Here is a 17064-nt window from a genome sequence, read left to right as displayed (position 1 = left end):
ACCACCAGGCACGCACCGTCTACCCAATCGTCAGCGTGGTACAGGTCCGGCAGCGGCGGGCTGGGCAGCCCGCCGCTGCCGGACCCCAGTTCCTCAGCCGGTCGCCTTGATCTCCAACAGCCCCACCGAGGCCGTGCCGGCCTGTAGCACCACCCGAAGCCGGGAGGTGCTCACGGCGGGGAAGGTGACACGGTTGTACTGGTTGATCGCGGTCGGGTAACCACTGGGCCCGGGGACGTCCGCGTACTCGGTGCCCGTCCAGTACTGCAACCGCCACGACGCCGGCAGCCGCACGCCACCGTTGTCGTCGAAGAAGTACACCTCCGCCGACCGCAGCGTCTGCGCGGACGACCAGGTCAGTTCCGCCCACTGCTGCCCGGTGTTGGGCCACGTCCCCCACCGCGGATTCACCGCATCGTTCGACGACGGCGGGTCGATGCCGTCGTTGAGCGCGGCCACCGTCTCCCAGGACGAGGTGTACGACGCCGAGGGTGTCGCCGAGGCGGCAAGGTTCCCCGATGAGGGAGGAGCGCCCCCGCGGGCGTACAGCTTCACCTCGGTCAGCCCCGTGCGGAAGCCGGAGGCATGGGTGACCTGCACCCGGATCCGCTGGGTGCTGACCGGCGTGAACCGCACCCTGTTGTAGTTCGCCCGAGCCACCGCCGGTGTCTTGACCTGCGCGGCCGTGGCGACCCACGAACTGCCGTTCCAGTACTGCACGGTGTACGACGCCGGCGCCCGGTAACGGTTGCCGGCCCGGTCGTCGCGGAAGTACAGCCACGCGTCGTCCACGGTCCGGGTCTGTCCGAGGTTGACCTCGTACCAGTCCGTGGCGTTCGGTGACCCCGAGCTGCCCCAGAGCGGCGCGTTGGTGGGGAACCCATCGACGGCCGCGCCCGTGGAACTGCCGGAGGCGGTGTACGACGCCGACGTGGTCGCGCCCTGGGCGAGGTTCGGCACGGTCGACGTCAGGTCGACGCCGGCCTTGGCGAACATGTCGACCATCCGGGCACCGGTGTGGCTGACACCCTGCGGAGTCTGCAGGCCGGAGAACGCGGCGCTGAAGGTTGCGGTGCCGCCGGACGGCAGGGTGACCGCGCCGGTCGCTGGGTTGTAGAGCACTCTGGTCAGCCGGTCCACGGTGGCGACCCGGCTGCCGTTGAGGTAGATGGAGTAGCCCTGTGGCACGCCCGGGTAGCGGGTGATGCCGTCGGCCGGGTCGTCCCAGACCACGCTCAGGTCGGCGTTGCGGTAGCGCAGGTTGTTGACCGCGAAGTGGGACCAACCGATGGGGATCGGGTGCAGCTCGATGGTGTTGTCCGTACGCGGTCGCAGGCCAGCCACGTCCTCGACGACCGTCCAGTTGCTGCTGCCGAGGATGTTGTGGTGGATCCAGGAGCGGTAGGTGATCGCCGAGCCGTTCCAGTTGGACCAGAACTCGTTGGCGTCGGGCCACTGGGTGTTGCCGTTGACGTACTGCGCCCAGGCGTTCCAGTAGAGCAGTTTCTTGTAGTGCTCGGCGGTCATCCACTGGTTGGGGTAGTTGCGCAGCACCGAGGAATAGAGCCGGAACTGGACGGTGGAGTTGATGGTCGAGAAGTTGTTGCTGCCCGGGTTGCCGGCGGCTGCCGCGGCGGCCTTGTCCCGCTGGTTGGCGGTGTAGAAGGGGAAGATCGGATACTCGGCCGGGTCGTTGAACAGCCGTAGCGCCTCCCGGTAGGTGGCGGTGTTCGGCATCAGCCCGACGGCGTACGGGTAGTAGTTGTTGATCTCCTTCCAGGGCACGTGGGTGTTGGTCGCGACGTGCCGGTGCTCCAGCAGTTGCCGGCTCGGGTTCCACAGCACGTTGACGATGCCGTCACGGATCCGGTTGGCCAGGGTCTGCATCTCGGCGGCCTTGGCGGTGTTGCCAAGCACCGTGTACGCCTGCGCGGCGGCCAGGGCGTTGCTGTAGACGTACGCGCCCTCGGCCCGGTCCAGGTTGCCCGAGCGCCAGTGGAACGACACCGCGTCGGCGTCGTTGCCGGTCATCGCACCCCAGTCGTACTCGATGACCCCGTTGTTGTTGGTGTCGTAGGTGGCGAGCTGACCCTTCACGTCGGTCTCCGCGTACCGGGCGAGGTTCTGCAGCATCGCGGGCTGCCCGCCGTGCAGCTGGTATGCGCGCCAGGATGCCTCGGAGAGGTACTGGGTGTAGCTGTTGGACCAGTTCTCCGGGTCACCGGGGTTGTCCATGAAGCGGCCGCTGGCCGACGACTGGCCGACCGACAGCCATGGCCCGTACGAGTAGATCGGGTTGCGCAGGTACTTCAGGTCGTCGACGTGCATCGGCTGGGTCAGCACGATGGCGTTGTTGTACCCGGTCACGCCCTCGATCGAGGTGGGGAACTGGAAGTCCTGGCCGGGGATGTCGACGTCCAGGTGGTTGAATCGCATCAGCCACCAGCGGTAGTAGACGTTTTTCTTGATCGCCCCGTCGGGGACGTCGATGTAGGGCACGTTCTCGGCCCACCAGCGGTTGTACTCGCGTACGTGGGTGGCGAACGCGGCGGCCGGAGTGGCGTTGCGGTAGTTGGTGTACTCGGTCAGCGATTCGGGAATCTCGTCGGTGACGATCCCCAGTTGCACCTTCGTGGTGACGCTCTGCCCGGCGCCGAGGGTCACCGAACGGTTCAGGCCGCCACCGCTGACGGTGAACCCGTCGGCGGACAGGCGCGGGCGGATGGTGGTGAGGTTGTTCTTCACCTGGCGGCTTCCGGTCAGCTCGTTGCCGCTGCCGGAGGTGGCGTACGGCGAGGTGACCCGCAGTTGCACGGTGCTGCTGGCCGAGCCGGTGTTGGTGACGGTCAGGTTGGTCACCGCGACGTTCTGGTTGGTGATGAACTTGTTGACGTCGACGCGGAGCGTGCCTCCGGTGTGGACGCTGCGCCAGTGGCTGGGCGCCTGCCAGCGCTGCGCCACCTGCTCGGTCAACGTGCCGCTGCCTGCGGTGATGGTGTAGGCGCCCTGGCTGCTGATGTTGTCCCAGTAGGCGGTGTTGCCCCCGAAGCCGATGATCGACGGGTTGTGGGTGTACATGAACAACCCACGGCCACGGGTCATCAGCCAGGGGCCGGCCGGGTCGTTGCCGGGTCGGGCCAGCAGCCGATCCATCCAGAAGTCCGTGCCGGCGCTCTCCGCGTCGTAGATCGCCTGCATCGTGTTGCCGGTGGAGTAGCCGACCGGCGGCGCCGGCACCGCCGGGCCGGAGAAGGTGGGATAGCCGATGGTCTGATCGGCCAGCGCGGGGCGGCCGGACACCGCGAGGGCACCGGCCACCAGGGTCGCCGTGACGATCGCCGCCAGGCTCGCGCGTACGGGCTGAATTCTGCTCATGACAGGAACGCCATCCATTCCAGAACTCCGGTGGAGTAGCCGGCACGGGAGGTGATGTTCAACCGCAGCCGGCTGGTGCTGACCGGGCTGAACGTCGTGACGTTGTACGTGTTGGCCGCCACCCCGCAGCCGGACTGGTTGGGCACGTTGACGTAGGCGCTGCCGTTCCAGTACTGCACCTGGCACGACGCGGGCACGTCGATGCCCTGACCGTCGTCGAACCAGTAGGCGGCGGCGCGATTGATGCTCTGCGCGGTCGGCCAGCGGTACTCGATCCACTGGGTGCCCTGCTGCGGCCAGTTGCCGTACGCCAGGTTGTTGCGGTCCGCGGAGCTGCTCGGCACCCCGCCGTTGTTGACCGCGGCAAGGCTCTCCCAGGTGGACACGTACGAGGTGGAGGCGGTGGCGGTGGGCGCCACGTTGGTGCCGGCCGGTGGTTGGACGCCGCCACCCGGGTTGGGCGGCGGGCCTGCGGTGGTCTGCGCCACCGGCTGGATGCTGCCATCGGCGTTGAAGTACATCCGGTCCACGGCCACAGAACGACGGAAGTTGCCACCGCCGGGGGCGTTGGCGTTGTGGTAGACCATGTGCCACTGCCCGTTGAGCTGGGCTACCCCGGCGTGGTTGGTGGTTGAGGAGACCTGGCCGAGCACGACGCCACGGTGGGTCCACGGGCCCATCGGATTGGTCGCGGTGGCGTACCGCTGGCAGGCGTAGCTCGACGAGGTGACGCAGCCCTGGGTGTCGTTCGCCGCGTACATCATGTAGTAGAGGCCGTTGCGCTTGAACAGGAACGGCGCCTCCCAGAAGTTGGTCAGCCCTTGCGGAGTGACCACGGACCCCACCGTGTCGATCATGTTGCTCGCCAACCGCACCGCGCGGGGACCCCAGTAGCCGCCCCAGTAGAGGTACGCCTGGCCGTCGTCGTCGACGAAGACGGTCGGGTCGATGTTCAGCGGCGAGGAATTCGGGGTGCTGTCGCTGATCAGCGGCCCACCCTTCGCGTCGGTGAACGGGCCGAGTGGGCTGTCGGCGACGGCCACGCCGATGTTCATCCAGCCGGGACCGTTGCCGTTGACGGAGGTGTACCAGTAATACCGGCCGTTGCGCTGCTCGACCTCGCTCGCCCAGGCGTCCGCGCCGGCCCAACCGAAGGTGCCGATGTTCGCCCGGGCACCGTGGTGGGTCCAGTTCGCCGCGTCGGTGGTGGAGAGGACGTGCCACTCGCGCATGACGAAGTTGTTCGTACCGGCCGGCGCCTCGTCGCGACCGGCGTAGACGTACATCGTGTTGCCGACCACGAGCGGAGCGGGGTCGGCGGTGTAGATGGCGGTGACGATCGGGTTGGCCGCCGAAGCGGCCGGCACGGTGACCAGGCTGGTGACCAGCGCCGCGGCGCAGCCTACGGCCAACGCGCGGACGGCGAGTCTTCGTCGCATGGGCGTCTCCTGTCGAGGGATCGGGACGGGCGATGCCGGCGCCTCGGCAGTGGCGCCGGATACCGGCCGGCGCACAGCGGACCGGCGACGTGGGCCGCAGACATCGCGGACAGGCACTGAATGATCGACATTCATCACTTTCTGCCGTCAGCGTGCAGTACGAAAACCATTTCGGCAAGATGTCGACAAGGTGAAAGCGAACCCCTATGCGGCGTGCAATTCCCCGACGCCACGGCGCTCCGACGCCGGTCAGATGATGCTTCGGCACAAAGGAATGCGCCAGCCTCCCCCACGAAACACTTTCGGCGCGGATTTCTGGTCAGTTATGTAGACGCCCATTGAACGAGCCCGTGAGCCGCACCGAGCAGACCGGCCGCAACCAATGGCTGATCATGTCGTCTGGAAATTTCAGGGTGTTGCTCAAATCTTGCAAAGCTCTGTCTCGCTTCGTAAGCTGCCGTGGTGAGCGAACTTCCCCTGGTCCAGGCGAGAAATCTGACCAAGATCTATCCCGCGCGTGGGTCCACAGCGGAGTTCCACGCGGTCGACGGCATCGACTTCGAGCTCCAGCGGGGCGAGGCCTTCGGGCTTCTCGGCCCCAACGGTGCTGGCAAGTCCACCACCATGCGCATGATCGCCGCGACGTCGCCGATCAGCGGCGGCAGTCTGCGGGTGCTCGGAATGGACCCGACGAAACAGGGGCCGGACATCCGCGCCCGGCTGGGCGTCGTGACGCAGGACGACTGCCTTGACAACGAGCTCACCGTCCGGGAAAACCTGCACATCTACGGGCGATACTTCAGCCTGCCGCGGGCCGTCATCCGCGAACGTGCGAACCGACTGCTGGACTTCGCCCAGCTCCAGGAGAAAGCCGGCGACCAGGTCGAGACGCTGTCCGGTGGTATGCGGCGACGGCTGACCATTGCCCGCTCCCTGATCAACGAACCCGACATCCTGCTGCTCGACGAGCCGACCACCGGCCTCGACCCGCAGGCTCGACACATCCTGTGGGACCGGCTCTTCCGGCTCAAGCAGGAGGGCGTCACGCTCATCCTCACCACGCACTACATGGACGAAGCCGAGCAGCTCTGCGACCGGCTCATCGTCGTCGACCACGGCCGGATCGTCGCGCAAGGCTCCCCCCGTGAGCTCATCAACAGGTACGCCACCAGAGAGGTCCTCGAACTCCGTTTCCACCTTGACGAACGGGACACCGCAGCGGAGAAGCTCCAGACCTCGACACTGGCCACCGGCGGCACCGACACCGACGGCAGGATCGAGCTGCTCCCCGACCGGGTGCTCGTCTACGCCAACGACGGCGAGGCGGCCCTGTCCGCGGTCCACGCCATGTCGCTCACCCCGCTCACCGCACTGGTCCGCCGCGCGACGTTGGAGGACGTGTTCCTCAAGCTCACCGGCCGATCACTCATCGAGTAGCGGGAGAGACCACTGATGCTTCGCGCATTCGGATACTGGATCACGCTCTACCGGCGCACCTGGCGTGGCTCGATCGTGATCAGCGTGGTGAACCCGATGCTGTTCCTCGTCGGCATCGGCGCCGGCCTGGGCGCCCTCGTCGACGACAATGCGCCGGCCCAGATAGCCGGCGTCTCCTATGCGGCGTTCTTCGCTCCGGGCATGCTGGCCGCGGCGGCGATGCAGAGCGCGTTCCTGGAGGGGTCCGCAGGGGTCGCCCGGGCTGCGGGCTACGGGGCCTACCGGGGCGCCACACCGACGCCACTCGAACCTGAGCAGCTCGCTGGCGGGCACCTGCTCTTCATCGCCTTCCGCGTACTCATCGCCAGCGGAGCCTTCGTCGTGGTGATGGCCGCATTCGGGCTGACCGCAGGATGGCAGGCCCTCGGCGCGCTGCTCGGCGCGACGCTGACCGGGGTCGCGTTCGCGGCGCCGGCCGCGGCCTGGGCGGTCGGCGTGCGCAAGCTGCGCCACATCGACACGATGTTCCGCTTCGTCATCATGCCGCTCTACATGTTCTCCGGCACGTTCTTCGCGGTCTCGCAGCTACCAGAGTGGATCCAACCGGTGTCCTACCTGCTGCCGCTCTGGCACGGGGTCGAGCTGTGCCGAACGCTCAGCCTCGGAACGGCGACGATCACCGGCAGCTCCATCCACGTCGCCTACCTGCTGGCGCTCGCGATCGGCGGCTTCCTGATCGCCCGAATCACCTACCGACGGAGACTGCACCCATGACGGCCCACGTCCAGAACTCCGTGGAGACCTTGTGACCACCGTCGGCGCACCCGCCTGGACGAGACGCCGGACCCTGGCCCTCGTCGAACGCAACTTCATGGTCTACCGCCGGTCGATCACGCCGTTGCTCAACGCGCTCGTGGAGCCGATCCTGTACCTGTTGTCGATCGGTGTCGGCGTCGGGCTGCTCGTCGGCACGGTACCCGGGGTCGATGTCCCCTACGCCGTCTACGTGGCCCCGGCGATCCTGGCCACGACCGCGATGAACACCGCGTTCAACCAGACCAGCTTCGGCGTCTTCACCCGGATGAAGATCGAGAAGACCTACGACGCGATCCTGCCGACACCGCTCTCCGTCACCGACATCGCCGTTGGCGAGGTCACCAGCGCGATGATCAACGCGTTGCTGACGTCGATCGGATTCCTCACCCTCATGGCGGTCGGCGGGCTGGTCACCTCGGCCTGGGTGCTCCTGGCCCTACCCGCGTCGGTGCTGATCTCGTACGCGTTCGCGGCGGGCGGCCTGGCCGTCACGACGTACCTGCGCGACTTCCCCGACTTCCAGTACATCCAGCTCTTCATGTTGCCGATGTATCTGTTCGCAACGACGTTCTACCCGCTGTCGGTCTACCCGGAGGCAGTACAGCCGCTGATCCGAGCGCTGCCGCTCTACCACAGCATCGAGCTCGTCCGCGAACCGGCGCTGGGCCGGCTCAGCTGGGATCTGCTGATCCCGGTGTTCTACCTCATCGCCTTCGGGTCGATCGCGATGTACGTCGCCACCCGTCGAATGACCCGGGCGATGCTGCGCTGACGATCGTCGGCACGGGCTGTCCCCGCGTCATGGGCAGTGGGGCCAGAGGCTGCGGCACCGAACTCCCGCTGCCGCGTCCTCCGGCGGATCAACCGCTTCGTCGGTTACCCCACTGGCGCGGGCTCTGGACCGAGCCACGGCCGCCGAAGTGCTGACCCTTCCCGTGCGGCTGAGGCGAGGCGACCTTGCCCTTCGCGCGTCGGGCAGCGCGATTGGCGGGAACGGCAGGCTGGTCGGTCTCGGCCTCGGTCTCGGCCTCGGCCGTGGTTGAGGTGTCGGCATCCGCCGCGTGGGCGTCTTGAACGGGCTCAGGCTCCGGCATCGTGTCTCCCTGAATTCGTGGGGCGCCCTGCGGACCATCGGCAGCCGACGGACGCGGACTACTCGACGCCGGTGTGGGCGTCTTGACGGTATCGCAACGCCGAGCCCGTCCGATTCGCGCCCGCCACCTACAGTCGAGTGGGCCGATACGGACAGGGGTGTCTGGACGGGCGATACCGGGCTTTGCTGCCCACGACCCACCGTCCGGCGGATGCCCCAGCGGGAGACGTCCCGCGGACGTCCCCCACCGAAGGAGCTCGATGATCCCCACCACCCACCTTCCCGCGACCGACGTGCCCCGGGTCCCGCCGCCGCGCCGCAACGCGCGGATCGCCGGGTACGCCTCGGCCGCAGCCGCGGTGATCGGGTTCATCCCGCTGCACCTGGTGTGGGCGTTCGAGGTGCCGCTGTTCGCGGACGACGCCAGATTCCACGACTGGTATGCGGACGGTGGTGGCGCATACCTGTTCGCGTTGTGCGGCCTAGCGGTGCTGCCCGCGGTGCTGTCCCTCGCGCTGGTCCGGCCCTGGGGCCTGGTGTTCCCCCGGTGGGTGCCGATGCTCGCCGGTCGCCGGGTGCCCCGGCGTCTGCTGGTGATCCCGGGTTACGCGGTCCCCACCCTGCTGCTGCTGTACTCCGTCTACGCCGTCGTGCTGACCATCGTGCAGTTCGGCAGCCCCGAGGCCATCTTCAGCCCGTGGACCAGCGTCTACGGCATCATCCAGTTCATCCCCTGGTGGCTCGGCCTGTTCGTGGCCACCCGGTCCTACGCGGAACGGACCGCGCCTTTCCGCCACGACCTGGGCCAGGGGCCTGGCAGGTGACGGGTTTGGGGAGGTCGTCAGCCAAACCGGTCCACTAGGGTCGGCAGTATGTCGCGGATCCATGCGAATCGGTGGCGCGCGCGGACCTGATCAGACGGCGGGTGCGTAGCGGCGCGCTCTGGCTTGCTTCCAGGCATCGGCGCCGACGTGGCTTCTCACGCGACGGCGGTGGCCATTCGTCGTACCGCCTCGGTGATCAGCTCCGGTGCGGTGGCCAGATTCAGCCGGACGTGACCGCCACCGCCAGTGCCGAAGGCCAGGCCCGAGTTGAGCGCCACCCGGCCACGGTCGAGGAACACGGTGGCGGGGTCGTCGCCGAGGCCCAGGGCGCGGCAGTCGAGCCAGGCGAGGTAGGTGGCCTGGCCGGGCTGGTATCGGATGGCCGGCAGGTGCTCGGTGAGCAGCGCCGAGAGGAGCCGACGGTTGTCGTCCAGGCCGGTCAACAAGGCGTCGAGCCACTCGCCGCCGTCGCGCAGGGCGGCGGTGTGGGCGATCACGCCGAGGTGGCTGGTGCTGACGCTGGCCTCGAACGGAACGCGGGCGAGGTCTCCCGCCGCGGCCGGGCCGGCGATCAGCAGCGCGCCGCGCAGGCCGGCCAGATTCCACCCCTTGGAGGCGGACATCAGCGACAGGCCGTTCTCGGCGCCAGGCACTGAGAGGTACGGCACGAAGCGCGCTCCTGCGAGCACCACCGGAGCGTGGATCTCGTCGGCGACCACCCGCACCCCATGCCGCTCGGCCATCTTGGCGACAGCGGCCAGCTCGTCCGCGGTGTGCAGGACGCCGGTCGGGTTGTGCGGGCTGCACAGCAGGTACGCCGCTGGCCGCCCATCGGCCCGCGCCTGCCGGAACGCGTCCTCCAGCGCGCCGAGGTCTATCCGCAGGTCCTCGCCGAGCGGCGCCTCCACGATCCGGCGGCCGGCGTGCGCCACGAACTCGTAGAACGGCGGGTAGACCGGGCAGTTGACGACCACCGCGTCTCCCGGCTCGGTGACCAGCCGCAGCGCCTCGACGACGCCGTGCATCACGTCGGGCACCAGCGCGGTGCGCTCCACGGCCAATCCGTCCCAACCCCACCGCCGCCGAGCGAACTCGGCCAGCGCCTGCGGATACTCGATGCCGGCGGTGTAACCGGTGTCGCCGCGCGCGACGGCGTCGGTGATCGCCGAAGCGACCGGCTCGGCCAGCGGCACGTCCATCTCGGCCACCCAGAGCGGCAGCACGTCGTCGGGGTACTCCCGCCACTTGAGGCTCGTCCGTTGCCTGAGCTGGTCGATCGTGAGCTGGCGAAGGGGATTCAGCGCGTCTCGGGCACCACTCAGCACGCCACTCATGGTTGAAGCCTATTCCGCTCCGTCCCGCCCCGCGCCGAGCCGTTCCCTGGTGTCCGGGTCGGTTGGCCTGCCGGTGCGTCTCATCGCGCGGTGAGGTATTCCAGGACGACGTCACCGAGCATCGTCCGGTAGTGCTCGCGGCGTGCCGGGTCGAGCATGTCCCGGTTGAAAATCGCGTTGAAGGTGTACCGGTTGGCGGTGCGGAAGACGCAGAAGCCGCTGATCAGTATGTGCACGTCGATGGGATCGACGTCGTCGCGGAACCGACTCTCGGCGCGGCCGCGTTCGAGGATGCGGGTCAGGACGTCCAGTGCGGGATTGGCCAGGCCCGCCAGGACCTCCGAGCGGGCGAGGTGCTCGGCGCGGTGGATGTTCTCGATGCTGACCAGGCGGATGAAGTCGGGGTGCGCCTCGTGGTGGTCGAACGTCACCGCGGCGAGCCGCCGGATGGCTTGGGCGGGATCGAGGTGCTCGACGTCAAGCTGCTGCTCCAACGCCCGGACGCCCGTGTACGCGTGTTCCAGGACCGCGATGTAGAGCTGTTCCTTGCCGCCGAAGTAGTAGTAGATCATCCGTTTCGTCGTGCGGGTCTTGGCGGCGATCTCGTCCACGCGGGCGCCCGCGTACCCCTTGTCGGCGAACTCGTGGCTCGCTACCGCGAGGATCTCAGATCTGGTGCGGTCGGCGTTTCGCCCCACCGGGGTATCGGCGACCGCATCGGAGGCCTGTGCGTTCAAGGCCACTCCTTCCCATCGAGAGCCACTGTAGCGAGGGCGCTGATCCGGCCCTTCCCAACGGGCGTCGGCGTGGCGTATAAGTAACTATCTAGTACGTTCGCCCAGACCATCGGGAGGGGTCCATGACCCCGGAGGACGACGACCACCGCTTCCTCGTAGGCCTGATCGGTTCGGGGATCCGATCATCGCTGAGCCCAGCCCTGCATGAGCGGGAGGCCGACGAGCTCGGGCTTCGGTGCCTGTATCGCCTGCTCGACCTCGCCGAACGTGGGGTGCCTCCCAGCGCCGTCGACGAGGTCCTCACCGCGGTCCGGATGGCCGGGTTCGACGGTGTCAACATCACGCACCCCGTCAAACAGCTGGTGCTCACACACCTCGACGCGGTGTCGCCCGACGCCGCCGCGGTTGGCGCGGTCAACACGGTCGTGTTCACCGGCGGAAAAGCGGTAGGGCACAACACCGACATGCCCGGCTTCGCCCGCGGTTTCAGCAGTGGCCTCCCGGACGCGGCCCTGGAGCGTGTGGTGTTACTCGGTGCCGGCGGCGCCGGCGCCGCCGTCGCGCACGCACTGCTTGCCCTGGGCGCGGGTTCGGTGCACATCCTCGACACCGACGTCGGGCGCAGCACCGCGCTGGCTCGGTCCGTGGCCGACCGGTTCGGCGCCGGGAGAGCGGTCGCCGCGCCCCTCACCGCCGTGGCGGACGAGCTGGGCGCGGCCGACGGGCTCGTCCACGCCACCCCAACCGGCATGGAGGGCCATCCTGGGCTGCCCGTCGCCCCGGCGCTACTGCGCCCCGAGCTGTGGGTGGCCGAGGTCGTTTACCGACCACTGGAGACGGAGCTGATGACCGCGGCACGGGCGCGGGGGTGCCGGGTGCTCGACGGCGGACGAATGGTGGTCTTCCAGGCCGCGTACGCGTTCCAGCTTTTCACCGGAGTAGAGCCGGACGTGGGGCGGATGCTGCGTCACTTCGACGTCCTCGTTCACCAACAGGGGAGGCGGAATTCCCATGCGCACCGCGCACCGTGACAGTCCGCACGATCAGGTCGAGGAGACGCCCGCGCGTCCAGGTGCAGTCATCGCGACGGGCTGCCTCTCCGGGACGTTGGAGGACAAGCTGGCGGCCGCCGCCGCGGCTCGTTTCCAGGGAGTCGAGATCTTCGAGAGCGATCTCATCGCATCGCCCTGGTCACCCCACCGGGTGCGGCAGGAATGCGCCCGCCGAGGCCTGTCAATTGACGTCTACCAGCCGTTCCGTGACTTCGAGGCCGTCCCGCCGGAGGTGTTCAGGGCCAACCTGCGGCGCGCCGAGCGGACGTTCGACGTGGTCGAACAACTCGGCGCCAAGACGATGCTGGTCGCCTCGTCGACGTCGACGGACGCCGTCGACGACGACGACCTCGCCGCCGAGCAACTCAACCTCCTGGCCGGCCGGGCCGAGCAACGCGGCCTGCGCATCGCGTACGAGGCTCTGGCGTGGGGTCGGTTCGTCAACACCTACGCGCACAGCTGGCGAATCGTCCGACGCGCCGGGCATCCCGCGCTCGGCCTGTGCCTCGACAGCTTCCACGTCCTCTCCCGCGGCGACGACCCCGCCGGGATCAGGGTCATACCCGGCGCGAAGGTGTTCCACGTGCAGCTGGCGGATGCGCCACGGCTGACCATGGACGTGGTCGAGTGGTCCCGGCATCATCGGCTGTTCCCCGGGCTTGGCTCGTTCGACCTGCCCGGATTCCTCGGCCACGTCCTGACCACCGGCTACGACGGCCCCCTGTCGCTCGAGGTGTTCAACGACGTCTACCGCCAGGCCGACCCCCGACACGCGGCCATCGACGGCATGCGTGCGCTGGTCGCCCTGCGGGAGGCGGTCAGCATCTCCGGCCCACCAGCCGCTCGTGAACGCCTTCGCATGACCGGTCTACCGCCGGCCCCCCAGCTCGGGGGGCACGTGTTCACCGAGCTTGCCGTCGACGATCGCTCGGGTCCGGTCGTGGCGCGCACGCTGACCGCTCTCGGCTTCGCACACACCGGGCAACACCGCTCCAAGCCGGTGCAGCTGTGGGAACAGGGCAGGGCGCGGATCCTGTTGAACTTCGCGGCGCACAGGGCAGTCCCGCCAGTGACGGCGGCGGTCTGCGCCCTCGGCCTGGAGAGTGCGGATCCGGCCGGGTCGGCCCAACGGGCGGAACGGCTGCTCGCCCCGGTGCTACCGCGCCTGCGCCGTCCGGAGGAAGCGGACCTCACCTCCGTGGCGGCACCCGACGGCACGGCCGTCTTCCTCGTCCAGAGCGCGGACCGGGGCAGCTGGCTCGAAGACTTCTCCCCCACCGGCGCGGCGCCGCGCAGCGACGGCCTTTTGACCGGCATCGATCACGTCTCGCTCACCGAGTCCGTCGACGACTTCGACGAGGCCGCGATCTTCTACCGAACGGTGCTCGGTCTGCACGCTGGCGAGGCCACCGAGATCGCCGCACCGTTCGGGCTTATCCGGACCCGGACCGCCAGCGACCTGCGCCAACGGGTCCGGATCACCCTCAACACAGCGCCCCTGCGCCGCGGTGACTGGTCGCCCGCCGTCCCGAGCCCCCAACACATCGCGTTCGGCTCCGACAATGTGGTCGCCAGCGCCAGGGCGATGCGCGCGCTGGGCGCTCCGATATTGCGGATCCCCGACAACTACTACGTCGACCTGGACGCTCGACTCGACCCGCCGCCGGAACTCCTCTCCGCGATGCGGGACCTCTCGATCCTCTACGACCGCGACGAGCGTGGGGAGTATCTGCACTTCTACACCGAGATACTCGGCTCGCGTATCTTCTTCGAGGTCGTCCAGCGCATCGAGGGCTACCTCGGTTGCGGTGCGGCCTCAAGCGTCCCGGTGCGGATGGCCGCCCATCGGGAACGTCGCCTGATGACGCTGCGGGACGTACCCGCAGCCCGCAACGACGAGCGCCACGACTACTCGCTGGCCCATCTCACGGCCCTGAGCCTCTCCCCACCGGACCTGGTGGACGCCGCGGCGGACGCCGGATACCGATACGTGGGCCTGCGCCTGACCCGTGTCACCCCACAGGAACCGCACTACCCGCTCGCCACCGATCCGGCCCTCATGCGGACCACCAAGGTCCGCCTTGCCGCCACCGGGATCGAGGTGCTCGACATCGAACTGGCCCGGATCAGTCCGGACGACGACCCGCGGGCGTTCCTGCGATTTCTGGAGGCCGGCGCGGAACTCGGGGCCCGGCACGTCATAGCGCAACTGCCGGACCCGGACCGGGCCCGGAAGATCGACCGGTACGCCCAGCTGTGTGAGCTGGCCCGACCGCTCGGCCTCACCGTGGACCTGGAATTCCCGTCGTGGACGGAAACACCCGACCTCCGCGAGGCGGTGCGCGTCCTACGGGGAGCCGACCAGCCCAACGTCGGCATGCTGATCGACCTGTTGCACTTCGCACGCTCCGGATCGAGCGTGGATGACCTCCGTCAGCTCCCCGTCGACTGGTTCCACTTCGTCCATGTCTGCGACGCGCCGCCCGGGGTGCCCACGACCAACGAGGGCCTCATTCACACCGCTCGGTTCGAGCGTCTCTTTCCGGGCGAGGGTGGCATCGACGTCCACGGCATTCTCGACGCCCTGCCGCCCGGGCTGCCTTACGCCCTGGAGATCCCGCGCGCGACCCTGGTCGCTCAGGTGGGCGCCAGGGAACATGCCCGCCTGGCGATCACGGCCGCCCGCGACCATCTCGACCGCTCCGGTGCGACGCCGGTTCGGCGACCATCGGCCGTGTCACCGAGCGCCGGCCACTGACGCGGCGAGCCGCCGCCGTGGCAGGGCCACGACGGCGGCGCACCGGCTAGTAGACCTCGATCTTCCCGGTGGAGCGAGGGCTTCCCGGGTCGTTGTAGAAGTACTCGCCCACCTTGGTGAACGTGTACTGGAACGACTCACCGGGCGCGAGCCGTACGTTGAAGAGCCCTTCGAAGAACTGCGTCGCCCCTCGCACGCCGGCGTTGCCGGAGTGATTGGTGAACGTCACGGCCGTGCCGACCGGGATCCGCAGGTGCGTGGGCGCCATACCGGCGACCGCGAACGACTCCGTGGCGCCGATCTCGCCCGTGGAGGCGTTGTACGTGCGCCCGATGACGACCGTGTTCGCCACCGCAGTGCCCTCGACCGGCCCGCCGGAGACCGGCCGACGGATCACCGGGGGTGGCGGCGTCGGGGCCGGACCGAGGTCTCCGCCGATCTCGAAGGCCCAGAGGAAGTCACCGCGTGGCGCCGAGTTCCCGTACGGGATGCTGGTTCCGCCGGCGTACACCGCGAGATATTCCTTGTTGCCGACGCGGTACATGATCGGGCTGGAGCTGATCGCCGCGCCCGTCTGGAACCGCCACAGCTCGCGACCGTTGCGCGCGTCCATCGCCAGCAGGTTGCCGTCGGGCTGGCCGATGAACATCAGGTCGCTGGCGGTGGTGAGAATGCCGTTGCCGTGTGCCAGCGAGTACGGCATCCGCCGCTTCCACTTCACCAGGTTGGTCCGAACGTCGACGGCGACGATTCCCCCGGTCTGGTACTCGCCGGGCGGGCGAAGCCCGTTGCTGCTCTCGGTCAGTGAGTGCGCGGCCGCGACGTACCCGAAGCCGTTGTAGACCAGGCCGGTGCGGTGACTGAACGACAGGTGCGACCAGTCTCCGCCGCCGCCATGGCCCGGGATGGAGAGGATGGGCGTCTCCCAGTGCGGGTCGTAGAGGGCGCCCTGCACGTAGTTGGGCACCGCGCGGTTGGGGTCGCCGGGGACGGCGGTGCCCAGGGGCTGGTCGACGATCCGCTGCTCGGTCCACCCACCCTGCGCGGGAAACGGCTGGGTCGGCCACGTCTTCTGGCGTGGCTCCTGCGGCACCGGCCGCTCGACGACGCCCAACGGCGCCGTGCCGCTGAGGCGATCGAGGATGAAGAACATGCCGGACTTGCTGCCGTAGATGACCACCTTGCGGGTGCGTCCCCGAATGCTGACGTCGGCGAGGACCGGCGACATCACGTTGTCCATGTCCCAGATGTCGTGGTGGATCGACTGGAAGTGCCAGCGGTAGGCGCCGGTCCGCAGATCCAGCGCGACGAGCGAGTTGGCGAACAGGTTCTGCCCGCCCCGCGCTGACCCGTCCTGCGACGAGTTGTTGCCACGGGCGTTGCCGAACGTCCAGTAGGTCAGGCCGAGCTCGGGGTCGACGGCCGGGTGGATCCACGGTGTGGCGCCGCCATCCATCCAGGAGTCGCCCTCCCAGGTGTCGTTGCCCAACTCGCCGGGGCCCGGAGTGCCCCAGAAATGCCACAGCACCTCGCCGTTCTGGGCGTCGAGGGCGAGGGCGGCGCCACGGGGACCGTCGTTGGTGCCACAGAACAGCAGACCGTCGTGGTAGACGACGGCGACCTTCTCGATGTTGCCGAAGCCGTTGACCTGGTGCTCCCAGGCGACCTGGCCGGTCTCCTGGTCGAGCGCGATGACGTAGTTCTCGTTCGACTTGGTGAAGACGTAGCCGCCACCGACTGCCACGCCGCGTCGGGTCAGGGTGCCGCGAGTCTGGTCGTACCGCCATCTGGTCTGCCCGGTGGCACCGTCGACGGCGACGACATTGCCGAGCGCGGACTCGATGTAGAGCACTCCGCCGACGGCGACAGCCGTGCTCTGGCTGCTGCCCGAGGCGAGACCGCCCTCGATCCGGTTGACCCAGGCCCCGCGCAGACGGCGAATGTTCCCCCGGTCGATGCCGCGCAGTGCGGTGTAGTTCTGGTTGCCCAGGTTGCCGCCGACCTTCGGGAAGTCCCGGTCGCCGGGCGTATCGAATCGGGCGAGGTCGGCGGCCGATGGTCGTTGGTGACCACCACCGTGCCGTCCACCGGCTTGTGCCGGAGCGGCTGAGGCGGCGGGCGCGACCGCGGCAGCCACGGCTGTCGCGGCCACGCCCTTCAGTACATTCCTTCGATCGATGTTCGTCATCGACGGCTACC

At 68.7% G+C, this 17064-nt stretch carries 11 protein-coding genes; 6 read left to right on the top strand and 5 right to left on the bottom strand.

Annotation, left to right across the window (positions count from 1 at the left end; all coding sequences use genetic code 11):
* Positions 1-93: 93 nt before the first annotated feature.
* Positions 94-3375, bottom strand: coding sequence for a discoidin domain-containing protein (locus HNR20_RS27235; RefSeq protein ID WP_184185473.1), 3282 nt, complete (start codon positions 3373-3375; stop codon positions 94-96).
* The gene (locus HNR20_RS27230) at positions 3372-4814 is read right to left on the bottom strand and encodes a family 43 glycosylhydrolase (RefSeq protein WP_184185470.1); all 1443 of its coding nucleotides are present in this window, start codon (positions 4812-4814) and stop codon (positions 3372-3374) included. The genes HNR20_RS27235 and HNR20_RS27230 overlap by 4 nt, the downstream gene beginning before the upstream one ends.
* Before the next feature lie 459 nt (positions 4815-5273).
* Here HNR20_RS27230 and HNR20_RS27225 point away from each other — a divergent pair, with 459 nt between their 5' ends.
* The 4 genes from HNR20_RS27225 to HNR20_RS27210 all read left to right on the top strand — a co-directional run bounded on the left by HNR20_RS27225 (position 5274) and on the right by HNR20_RS27210 (position 8984).
* Entirely contained in the window at positions 5274-6251 is a 978-nt protein-coding gene (locus HNR20_RS27225) for an ABC transporter ATP-binding protein (protein ID WP_373291080.1), read from the top strand.
* 15 nt (positions 6252-6266) lie between these two features.
* Positions 6267-7025: an ABC transporter permease gene (locus tag HNR20_RS27220; RefSeq protein WP_184185467.1), complete on the top strand. Its 759-nt coding sequence runs from the start codon at positions 6267-6269 to the stop codon at positions 7023-7025.
* A gap of 31 nt (positions 7026-7056) precedes the next feature.
* Entirely contained in the window at positions 7057-7839 is a 783-nt protein-coding gene (locus HNR20_RS27215; protein WP_221309936.1) for an ABC transporter permease, read from the top strand.
* Between the two features lie 581 nt (positions 7840-8420).
* Positions 8421-8984, top strand: coding sequence for a hypothetical protein (locus HNR20_RS27210; RefSeq protein ID WP_184185464.1), 564 nt, complete (start codon positions 8421-8423; stop codon positions 8982-8984).
* Positions 8985-9139: 155 nt separating this feature from the next.
* On the opposite strand, the gene HNR20_RS27205 is transcribed toward HNR20_RS27210, so the two are convergent.
* Together HNR20_RS27205 and HNR20_RS27200 are read right to left on the bottom strand one after the other, a co-directional pair.
* On the bottom strand, positions 9140-10318 hold the full coding sequence (locus HNR20_RS27205; RefSeq protein ID WP_184185461.1) for a MalY/PatB family protein: 1179 nt from the start codon (positions 10316-10318) through the stop codon (positions 9140-9142).
* A gap of 80 nt (positions 10319-10398) precedes the next feature.
* A complete protein-coding gene (locus HNR20_RS27200; protein WP_221309935.1) occupies positions 10399-11055 on the bottom strand; it encodes a TetR/AcrR family transcriptional regulator in 657 nt (218 codons plus the stop codon).
* 122 nt (positions 11056-11177) lie between these two features.
* Here HNR20_RS27200 and HNR20_RS27195 point away from each other — a divergent pair, with 122 nt between their 5' ends.
* On the top strand, positions 11178-12086 hold the full coding sequence (locus tag HNR20_RS27195) for a shikimate dehydrogenase (protein ID WP_184185458.1): 909 nt from the start codon (positions 11178-11180) through the stop codon (positions 12084-12086).
* Positions 12067-14865: a TIM barrel protein gene (locus HNR20_RS27190; RefSeq protein ID WP_184185455.1), complete on the top strand. Its 2799-nt coding sequence runs from the start codon at positions 12067-12069 to the stop codon at positions 14863-14865. Before HNR20_RS27195 ends, HNR20_RS27190 begins: the two co-directional genes overlap by 20 nt.
* A 46-nt stretch (positions 14866-14911) precedes the next feature.
* On the opposite strand, the gene HNR20_RS27185 is transcribed toward HNR20_RS27190, so the two are convergent.
* Positions 14912-17053 (bottom strand): outer membrane protein assembly factor BamB family protein, encoded by a 2142-nt coding sequence (locus HNR20_RS27185; RefSeq protein ID WP_184185452.1) that lies wholly within the window; start codon positions 17051-17053, stop codon positions 14912-14914.
* Between the last annotated feature and the right edge of the window lie 11 nt (positions 17054-17064).

The organism is Micromonospora parathelypteridis, assembly GCF_014201145.1.
GTDB lineage: Bacteria > Actinomycetota > Actinomycetes > Mycobacteriales > Micromonosporaceae > Micromonospora > Micromonospora parathelypteridis.
This window is presented reverse-complemented; position numbering and strand designations above follow the sequence as displayed.